The organism is Paraburkholderia sp. SIMBA_054, assembly GCF_046534875.1.
In the GTDB taxonomy this organism is placed as follows: domain Bacteria; phylum Pseudomonadota; class Gammaproteobacteria; order Burkholderiales; family Burkholderiaceae; genus Paraburkholderia; species Paraburkholderia hospita.
In genome coordinates, this window is sequence record NZ_JAWRXV010001895.1 from 1 (window position 1) to 229 (window position 229).

The following is a 229-nucleotide window of genomic DNA, read 5'->3' on the forward strand; positions in this document are numbered from 1 at the left end:
CGCTGTCGATGTCGGCATTGACCGAGGTCGGCATCGGCGAGCATGCGCGCGAGCGCGCCGCGACCCTGTCGGGCGGGCAGCAGCAGCGCGCAGCGCTGGCGCGCGCACTCGTGCAGCAGGCGCGCATGATCCTCGCCGACGAGCCGATTGCGTCGCTCGACCCGGAGTCGTCGCGCCGCGTGATGGAGGTGCTGAGCACGCTGAACATCGAGCATGGATTGATGGTGCT

Annotated in this window: 1 protein-coding gene; it reads left to right on the plus strand. The window is 69.9% G+C overall.

Going from position 1 to position 229, the window contains the following annotated elements; genetic code table 11:
- On the plus strand, positions 1 to 229 hold a 229-nt coding region (locus SB822_RS61630; protein WP_410859739.1), incomplete at both ends, for an ATP-binding cassette domain-containing protein.